The sequence below is a fragment of the Salipiger aestuarii genome (assembly GCF_003259905.1).
Classification (GTDB): Bacteria; Pseudomonadota; Alphaproteobacteria; order Rhodobacterales; family Rhodobacteraceae; genus Salipiger; species Salipiger aestuarii.
Genome location: NZ_QLMG01000086.1, coordinates 1 through 8,668 on the forward strand (window position 1 = coordinate 1; position 8,668 = coordinate 8,668).

Annotated in this window: 7 protein-coding genes and 2 pseudogenes; all 9 read left to right on the forward strand. The window is 62.4% G+C overall.

What is annotated here, in order from left to right:
* Positions 1 to 112: 112 nt before the first annotated feature.
* Positions 113 to 348, forward strand: a pseudogene (locus tag ATI53_RS22030) (IS5/IS1182 family transposase); the annotation flags it as partial.
* A 100-nt stretch (positions 349 to 448) separates the two neighbouring features.
* Positions 449 to 604, forward strand: a pseudogene (locus tag ATI53_RS22035) (IS5/IS1182 family transposase); the annotation flags it as partial.
* Positions 605 to 912: 308 nt separating this feature from the next.
* Positions 913 to 1,872 carry a thiamine pyrophosphate-dependent dehydrogenase E1 component subunit alpha gene (locus ATI53_RS22040; RefSeq protein ID WP_009502799.1) on the forward strand — a complete coding sequence of 320 codons (960 nt, stop codon included), beginning with the start codon at positions 913 to 915 and terminating at the stop codon, positions 1,870 to 1,872.
* Between the two features lie 3 nt (positions 1,873 to 1,875).
* Entirely contained in the window at positions 1,876 to 2,850 is a 975-nt protein-coding gene (locus ATI53_RS22045) for an alpha-ketoacid dehydrogenase subunit beta (protein WP_009502798.1), read from the forward strand.
* A gap of 16 nt (positions 2,851 to 2,866) precedes the next feature.
* Positions 2,867 to 3,649 (forward strand): enoyl-CoA hydratase/isomerase family protein, encoded by a 783-nt coding sequence (locus tag ATI53_RS22050; protein ID WP_009502797.1) that lies wholly within the window; start codon positions 2,867 to 2,869, stop codon positions 3,647 to 3,649.
* 2 nt (positions 3,650 to 3,651) lie between these two features.
* Positions 3,652 to 4,947: a dihydrolipoamide acetyltransferase family protein gene (locus ATI53_RS22055; protein ID WP_111551393.1), complete on the forward strand. Its 1,296-nt coding sequence runs from the start codon at positions 3,652 to 3,654 to the stop codon at positions 4,945 to 4,947.
* Between the two features lies 1 nt (position 4,948).
* Complete coding sequence (locus tag ATI53_RS22060; RefSeq protein ID WP_009502795.1) at positions 4,949 to 6,121, forward strand: acyl-CoA dehydrogenase family protein; 1,173 nt, start codon at positions 4,949 to 4,951, stop codon at positions 6,119 to 6,121.
* Positions 6,122 to 6,160: 39 nt separating this feature from the next.
* Positions 6,161 to 7,663 carry an AMP-binding protein gene (locus ATI53_RS22065; protein ID WP_111551394.1) on the forward strand — a complete coding sequence of 501 codons (1,503 nt, stop codon included), beginning with the start codon at positions 6,161 to 6,163 and terminating at the stop codon, positions 7,661 to 7,663.
* Between the two features lie 17 nt (positions 7,664 to 7,680).
* Entirely contained in the window at positions 7,681 to 8,334 is a 654-nt protein-coding gene (locus ATI53_RS22070; RefSeq protein ID WP_146609998.1) for a TetR/AcrR family transcriptional regulator, read from the forward strand.
* Positions 8,335 to 8,668: the final 334 nt, after the last annotated feature.

Sequence of the window (8,668 nt, forward strand, 5' to 3'; positions counted from 1 at the left end):
ACATCCCGTATCGGGGGGCGGAGGGGCCGCTGCACCTCTTGATCCCCTCTCGGGACATTTCTGCGAAATGCCCTGCCGGGCAGCGGACAGCACCGGGATCAAGGTCGAGGGTGCCCGCAACGCGGCCCTGCGTGCATCCAAACGCCTGGGCAGGAAGATCTGGCGGAAGTGGGGCGGCTACCATCGCCGAAGTCGCGCCGAGACCAAGATGCACTGCATGAAGCTGCTGGGCCAACGCCTTATGGTATGGCGCGGGGGCCCGACCGCCAAGTCGCCGCGCTTCAGGTTCGTGTCGCCGTCATGAACGGCTTCACTGCGCTCGGCATACCCGTCACAGAGACCGCGGGACAAGCGTGGCCGGGAAAAGGGGGAGCGTGGCCGGGGGCTTTGTTGCGCAAAGGCAGGGTGAGGGATTCATCTAGTGAATCCAGCGTGGTATCTGGTCTGCATGAGCAAACCTACTCCGCCGAGCTACAAGACCAAGAACTGGCCGGCCTACAACGAAGCGCTGAAGCAGCGTGGCTCTCTGACCATCTGGTTCGATCCGGTCATGGTGTGGGTGCCGCCGCCAACCGGCAAGCAAGGCCGGCAGCCGCAGTATACCTGTATGGGATAGGTGCGTCTGGGGAACGGGGAACTCCGCGCTTCACGTCCTTTGCGCAACAACGCCCAGCAGAGCCCATCCAATCCACCCTGACAACTGCTCCAAATTTCCGCGACCACCTCTCTCTCCCCGGCGGCGTTGATACCAGCCATTTACGCGGGAGATCCGGAATCGGGCGACCGCGACCATCTGCCAACCGACCGGGATTGGCCCCTGAGGCCTCCATGATGAATTATGATTCACTAGTCATTTTAGTTGACAAGGCTCTCCTGCTTTAGCATGGTCTCTCTCAACATAAGGAGACATCCATGAAACTCGAGGACCGTGCGAAACTTCATCGCCAGATGCTGGTGATCCGGCGCGCGGAGGAGCGGCTGCAGAAGCTGTTCTCGGATGGTCATGTGCCTGGGTTCCTGCATCTGTCCATCGGGCAGGAAGCGGTGCCGGTGGGCGTCTCTCAGGCCCTGACGGAGCGTGATACCGTGTCGTCAAACCATCGGGGGCACGGGCACACGCTGGCCAAGGGCGTTGATCTGAAAGGGTTCTTTGCGGAAATTCTGGGCAAGGCGACGGGGCTGTGCAAGGGCCGCGGCGGCTCCATGCATGTGGCGGACCTGAGCAAGGGGATGTTGGGCGCAAACGGCATTGTGGGGGCCGGCCTGCCGATCACCACCGGGAGCGCCCTGGCGCTCAAGATGCAGGGTCAGGGGCATGTCGCAGTGGTCTATTTCGGCGACGGCGCGCTGGCTGAAGGCGTGTTGCATGAATGCCTGAACCTCGCGGCGTTGTGGAAACTGCCCATCCTCTTTGTTTGCGAAAACAACGGCTGGTCAGAGTTCAGCCCGACCGAACGACAACTGGCGACAAGTCTCGACAAGCTCGCCAAGGCTTTTGGCATCCAGTATTCCGCCGTCGACGGCAATGTGGTGGCCGAGGTGGCGGCCGCATCGACGCGGCTGGTCAAGGCGATGCGGAAAACCCCTGCGCCTGCCATTCTGGAATGCAGCACAACGCGGGTGCGCGGCCATTTCGAAGGCGACCGGCAGGATTACCGTGACGGCGATGAAATCGCGTCTCTCTCCGAACGTGACCCGATACGCCTGAGCGCGTCGGCAATGGCGAAGGCCGGTGGCACCCCTGAGATGTTGGCCGAGATCGCCGATGCGGTCGATGCCGAAATCGAAGCCGCCACACAGGCCGCGCTTGAGGCACCATTGCCGAGCAGCGCCGATATCCTTGCAGACGTCTACACAAAAGTGGCTGGGTGAACGATGGCAGAGATACGTTATATCAAGGCGGTCAACCAAGCCCTTGCAGATGCAATGGAGGCTGATCCCACGGTCTTTTTGATCGGTGAAGACATTGGCGCGGCGGGTGGATCGTTCAAGGCGACCCGCGATTTGCTGGAGAAATTTGGTCCCGAGCGGGTTTATGACTCGCCCATTTCAGAGGCGGCGATCACCGGCATGGCCGTGGGCGCGGCGCTGACCGGAATGCGGCCCGTGGTGGAAATCATGTTCATGGATTTCACCACCCTTTCGATGGACATGCTGGTCAATCAGGCGGCCAAGGCCCGGTCGATGTTCGGCGGTCAGGGATCGGTTCCGATGGTCCTGCGCACGCCACATGGCGGCGGGCTGAATGCCGGACCGCAGCATTCGCAGTGCCTGGAGGCCTGGTTCGCGCATGTGCCGGGGCTACGCGTTGTTTGCCCCTCCAATCCCGCCGATGCCTACGGGCTGTTGCGGGCCGCCATTGACGATCCCGATCCGGTGATCGTGGTGGAGAACAAGGCACTTTACGCCATGAAGGGCGATTTGCCCGACGACCGCGAGCCGATCGAGATCGGCAAGGGCCGTATTGTTCGCCCCGGTCGCGACGCCACGGTGGTGTCCTACGGCGCTGCGGTGGCCATGGCGGAAACCGCCGCCGAGACCATGGCAGAAGAGGGCATCGAGGTTGAAGTGATCGACCTGCGCTCGATTCAGCCTTGGGATGAAGACCTGGTTCTGGAAAGCCTGACGCGCACCCACAATCTTGTGGTCGCGCATGAGGCGGTGGAAGCCTTCGGCGTAGGGGCCGAGATCGTTGCCCGCATGGCCGACATCGGCTTCGATCAACTGGACGGGCCGATCCTGCGTGTCGGCGCGCCCTTTGCGCCGTCGCCATTCGGCAAGACCCTGGAAGACGCCTATCGCCCCGATGCCAGCCGGATCGTTGCAGCGCTCCGCCGGACGCTGGCTTAGTTTCAAGAGGATTCACATGAGCACGGACCCTATCCTTCTCGACGTGGAAAACGCGATTGCCACGATCACCATCAACCGCGCCGAAACGCTGAACGCGCTGGACGTGCCGACGATCCGGGCCATGCACATTGTGCTGGACAAGGTGGAAACGGACCCCGATGTGCGGGTTCTCGTATTTACCGGCGCCGGTCGCGCGTTCATCGCGGGGGGCGACATCGCCGATCTGAACTCGCGGCAGGGGCTGGCGCATTACCAGGAATTCGCCGAGGAAATCCACAACCTGTTCCGCCGCATCGAAACCTTCGACAAGCCCACGATCGGGGCGGTGAACGGATTTGCGCTTGGCGGCGGTACCGAGCTGCTGCTCGCGCTCGATATCCGCATCCTGTCGGACAAGGCCAAGCTGGGTCTGCCTGAAATCACCCTGGGGCTGTTCCCCGGCGCGGGCGGAACGCAGCGGATCATCCGGCAATTGCCGCTCTGCCGGGCGAAGGAAATCATGTACACCGGGGACATGCTGACCCCCGAAGAGGCAGTCTCGGTCGGGCTGGCGAACCGCGTTGTTCCGCACGACACGCTGATGGACAGCGTCCGCGACACAGCGGCCAAGATCGCCCACAAGTCGCCGCTGGTTCTGAAGCTTCTCAAGCGCACGCTTTCCGATGGCGGCGACATGCCCCTTTCGGCCGCATTGCGCCATGAACAGGCGATGATCGGGCTGGTTTTGGACAGTGCCGATGCGCATGAAGGATGCGGCGCCTTTCTGGAAAAGCGCGAAGCAACCTTCAAGGGACGCTAGGCATGACCGATCTCGTTATGCCCAAATTCGGACTGACCATGACGGAGGGTTTGCTGACCGAGTGGCATGTTGCCCCCGGCGCGGCGTTCCACGCGGGGGACGTCCTGTTCACGGTCGAGACCGAGAAGGTCGCCAACGACGTGGAAGCGGAAGCCGACGGCGTTCTGGCAAAAATTTTCGTGCCCGAAGGCGAAACCGTGCCGGTGGGCAGCCCGGTCGCGCGGCTCGCGCAGGCGGGGAAGGATGCGGGCCGCGCGGGCGAGGAGACGCAGAGCACACGCCCGGCCCCAGCTTCGGACACGGAAGACGCCCCTTCGGCGCGCAAGCTGATGGCCGAACATGATCTGGCGCGTGAACAGGTCACTCCGACCGGGCGCAATGGCCGCGTGACCAAGGGCGATGTGCTGCGCGTCATTGCGACGCCTCTGGCAAGAAGCATAGCGACAAAACAGGGTCTGGACCTGCATGCGGTTGAGGGAACCGGCCCCATGGGGCGGATCAAGGCGCGTGATGTCGAGGCCGCGGCGAAGCTGTCGACGCGCCCTCTGCCCGCTCCCACCCCGGCACCTGAGCCAGCCCCTGCGCGGGAAATTGTCCCCGACGCGGCGCGGCTGGCCACGGCCCGGCGGGTCAGCGCGGCAAAGCGCGACATCCCGCATTTTTATGTCTCGCACGAGGCCGAGTTGAGCGCTCTGACCGGGCTGCGCGGGCAGTTGAACGCCGATCCGGATGCACCGCGGGTCAGCGTCACGCATATGCTGATCCGGGCGCTGGGTGTGGCCCTGACCGAACATCCCGCGATGAACCGCATCTGGGCGGGCGATCAGATCGTGGCCTTCAGCCAGGCGAATATCGGGATGGTCACGCAAACGCCCGACGGACTTCGCATCCCGGTTATCCGCGATGCTGGCGGGACCGCGTTGGACGATATCGCGACGCAGGCGCGGGATCTTGCCACGCGCGCCCGCAGCGGCGAGCTGGGAGCATCCGACGTGGGTGACGGGGTGATCTCGATCTCGAATGTCGGCATGATGGGCGTCACCTCTCTGACGCCGATCATCAACCCGCCGAATGCGATGATCCTGGGCGTTGGCGCCGAACGCCAACTGTTTCGTCCCGACGAAAACGGCGCGCCTGCCCTGCGGCGTGAGATGACCCTGACGCTGGCCTGCGACCACCGCATCATCGACGGCGCCGATGCCGCCCGTTTCCTCGCGGAACTTGTTGCTCTTCTGGAAACGCCATTGCGCCTGCTCCGCCCCGCGCGCGGCACCGCCGACCCAAACGCCGGAGACTGAGATGGATTTCACACTGAACGACGAACAGAAGCTGATGATCGAGACCGCCCGCAAGGTCGGCGAGGCTTTCGGCCCCGATTACTGGCGCGAGAAGGACGCCAACAAGTCTTTCCCCACGGAGTGCTGGCAGGCGGTCTGCGACGCGGGCCTGTCGGGTGCCATGCTGCCTGAAGATCTGGGCGGCGCGGGCCTGGGCATGGTCGAAGTGGCCTTGATCATCGAGGAGCTTTGCGCCGCCGGTGCCGGGGCGACACTGGCGCAGGTCTTCATGCTCAACCCGATCTTTGGCGGGGTATCGGTGGCGAAATACGGCACCGATCAAATGAAAAGTGAATGGTTGCCGAAAATGTGCAGCGGCGAGATGCAGTTCTGCATGGCTCTGACCGAGCCCGACGCGGGCAGCAATTCGCTTGAAATGCGCGCGACGGCAGTGGCCGAGGCGGACGGCTGGCGACTGAATGGCCAGAAAATCTGGATCACCGGGGTGCCGCAATCGCACAAGATGCTGGTAGGAGCCCGCACAACCCCTATCGACAAGGCCACGAAAAAGACCCTCGGCATAAGCCTGTTCATGATCGACACCGATCGCGAGGGCGTCAGCCATACTCCGATCGACAAGCTGGGGACGAACACGCTTCCCTCAAGTCAGGTCTTTTTCGACAATGTGCACGTCCGCTCCGACGAACTGATCGGCGATGTGGACAAGGGTTGGTATCAGTTGCTGGACGTGCTGAACACCGAACGCATCGTCACCACCGCAGGATTGATCGGCGCGGGGCGACTGGCGGTGCGGCTGGGTGTGGATTATGCCAAGGAACGCCGGGTCTTCGGCCAGACCCCGATCGGCGCCTATCAGTCGATCCAGTTCCCGCTGGCCCAGCATTGGGCGGAACTTGAGGCGGCCAAGCTGCTCAATCTCAAGGCTGCTTCTCTCTTTGACCGGGGGCTGCATTTCGGATCGGAAAGCAATGCCGCCAAGCTGCTGGCCTCGCAGGCCGCTTCCGCGGTTGCCGAGCGGTCCATGCAGGTGATGGGCGGCATGGGCTTTTCCAAGGAAATGCATGTCGAACGTCTGTGGCGCGATGCGCGGCTGTTCCGCTTTGCTCCGGTCTCCGAAGAGATGATCCTGAACTATATCGCGACGGTCAATCTGGACTTGCCGCGTTCGTACTGACGCGCCTGTCCCCGTTGCGTCACGACCAAGGAGCCAAACATGCTGAACCTGTCGGCACAGTTGCGCTTTCATGCGCGGACCCGTCCCCGGGCCGAGGCGCTGATCTACGGCGAGTCACGGCTGGACTGGTCCACGCTGGAGCAGCGAGTTCACCAACTGGCCGGCGGACTCAGCGCACGCGGTATCGGCGCCGACAGCATCGTTGGCCTGGTGATGAAGAATTCATCCGCCTTTATCGAACTGACCTACGCCCTGTCCCATGTCGGCGCGGTCTGCCTGCCGATGAACTTTCGCCTTGCTGGAGAGGAAATCGCCTATATCGCCAATCATGCCGGTGTGGATATGGTGGTGGCGGATGCTGAATTTTCGACGGTTCTGGAAGGGCTCGACCGGCCACTCGTGGTACTAGACACCGCCGCCCAAGCGGATCCCCGTCAGGCGTTGAGCGGCGTTCCCCCGGTTACGCCGCATCCGCGTGCAGGTGGCGATCTGATGCGGCTGATGTATACATCGGGCACGACGGACCGGCCCAAGGGAGTGACACACAGCTACGACAATTTCCATTACAAAAACATGGAGATGATTCTGTCACTGCAACTGACGGCGCAGGACCGGCTGTGCATGGTGGGCCCGTTGTACCATGTCGGCGCCTGCGATCTGCCGGGGATGGCGGTCCATGTGATGGGCGGAACGCTGGTCGTGCTGAGGGATTTCGACGCCCAGCAGGTCGTGGATACCATTGTGCACGAACGGATCACAGGGATCTGGCTGGCGCCGGTGATGACCAGCGAAATTCTGGCCCTGTCGCGGGATGCCCCGCCGGACCTGACCTCGCTGCGCTGGTGTATCGCGGGCGGCGACCGCACACCCGAAGCGCGAATTCGCGATTTCGGCAATTTGTTTGCCAAGGCCCGTTACGTCGATGCCTACGGCATGACCGAGACCGTGTCGGGCGACACGCTGATGGAGCCGGGCCGCGAGATTGACAAGATCGGGTCGGTCGGGCGTCCGGTCAGCATGGTCGAAGTAGAGATCCGCGACGATACCGGCACCAGCCTGCCGGTCGGGGAAGTGGGCGAGATCTGCATGCGCGGCCCCAAGGTCACACGCGGCTATTGGAAAGACCCCGAGCGCACCGCCGCCGCCATGCACACTGACGGATTTCTGCGATCGGGCGATATGGGCTATCTCGATGCGGAGGGGTTTCTGTATCTGACCGACCGCAAGAAAGACATGATCATTTCCGGCGGCGAGAATATTGCATCTTCCGAACTGGAAAGGGTAATATTTCAGATGCCGCAGGTCGCAGACGTGGCGGTGATTGCCAAACCCGACGAGAAATGGGGCGAGGTGCCGATGGCCGTGATCGTTCCGCAGGCCGGGCAATCGTTGGAGATGGAGGAACTGAACGCCTTTTGCCGAAGCCATCTGGCCGGGTTCAAATGTCCCAAGGACATGAAGCTGGTTGCGGCGCTTCCTCGAAACCCCTCTGGCAAGATTCTCAAGCGCGTGCTGCGGGATGAAGCCCTGAAAGACCTTTGACCGCCCTAGGAGAACCTGTGCCGAAACAGAAAGCTATTCCCTCAGCGGAGACCGATCCCCGGACGTTCAAACAGCCCCCCAAGAAGGCCAGACTGACGCGGGGCGAAAAGTCACAACAGACCTATCGCAATCTGATGGATGCGGCCGCGAAGATCGTCGGTGAAACCGGCTACGCCGCCACCTCGATCGCCAAGGTAACGGAGGCTGCGGGCGTCGCCCACGGCACGTTCTACAACTATTTCAAGGATCGGCAGGCGCTATTTGATGTGCTGCTGCCCTATGTCGGGGAGCAGATGACCGACCAGATCACGGAAGATCTTGCCGATGCCGGCAACGGGATCGAACGCGAAATCGCCAGGTTCCGGGCGTATTGCGACTACCTCAAGTCGACTCCCGGATTCTATCGGGTCCTCTACGAGGCAGAAGTTTTCGCTCCGGCCGCCCATGAGGCTCATATCCAGCGGCTGAGCGACGGTTATCATCGCGCCCTGAAACGCGCCATGGATGCCGGACACCTTCGCCGGATGTCCGATGACGAACTGGCAGCCACCGTGGCCATATTGCTTGGCGCGCGCGCCTATGTTGCGATGCAGCACAAAAACACCGGCAAGGTCCCGGAATCGGCGGTGCAGGCCTATGCCGACCTTATGCGGCACGGCCTGTTCCTTTAGGAAACGTCCGATCAAACAGCTATCGCTTTGCTAAGCGTTTCGCTTGAAGACACTTGGGGCGCACCTCGGTCAGAATCCAACGGTATTTGCTCCGCCTCGCGTTTCCAGCCTGGTGCGCGTCATGAACAGGTTGTCGAGGGCGAAGAGCGTGAACAGGTGGGCTCGATTCCTAGACAACCCGCGATAGCGCATCTTCACACGGCAGAACTGGCGCTTGAGGATCCTGAAGGGGCACTCGAGGCTCTGTTGCACAAAACGGCTGACGGCCAAGGTCCCCCTTTTCCCGGACACGCTTGTCCCGCGGTCTCTGTGACGGGTATGCCGAGCGCAGTGA

What these genes read in the sequence shown, in the direction of transcription:
- ATI53_RS22040 (WP_009502799.1), top strand. Translation starts at nt 913, where the DNA reads ATGAAACTCGAGGACCGTGCGAAACTTCATCGCCAGATGCTGGTGATC.
- ATI53_RS22045 (WP_009502798.1), top strand. Translation starts at nt 1,876, where the DNA reads ATGGCAGAGATACGTTATATCAAGGCGGTCAACCAAGCCCTTGCAGAT.
- ATI53_RS22050 (WP_009502797.1), top strand. Translation starts at nt 2,867, where the DNA reads ATGAGCACGGACCCTATCCTTCTCGACGTGGAAAACGCGATTGCCACG.
- ATI53_RS22055 (WP_111551393.1), top strand. Translation starts at nt 3,652, where the DNA reads ATGACCGATCTCGTTATGCCCAAATTCGGACTGACCATGACGGAGGGT.
- ATI53_RS22060 (WP_009502795.1), top strand. Translation starts at nt 4,949, where the DNA reads ATGGATTTCACACTGAACGACGAACAGAAGCTGATGATCGAGACCGCC.
- ATI53_RS22065 (WP_111551394.1), top strand. Translation starts at nt 6,161, where the DNA reads ATGCTGAACCTGTCGGCACAGTTGCGCTTTCATGCGCGGACCCGTCCC.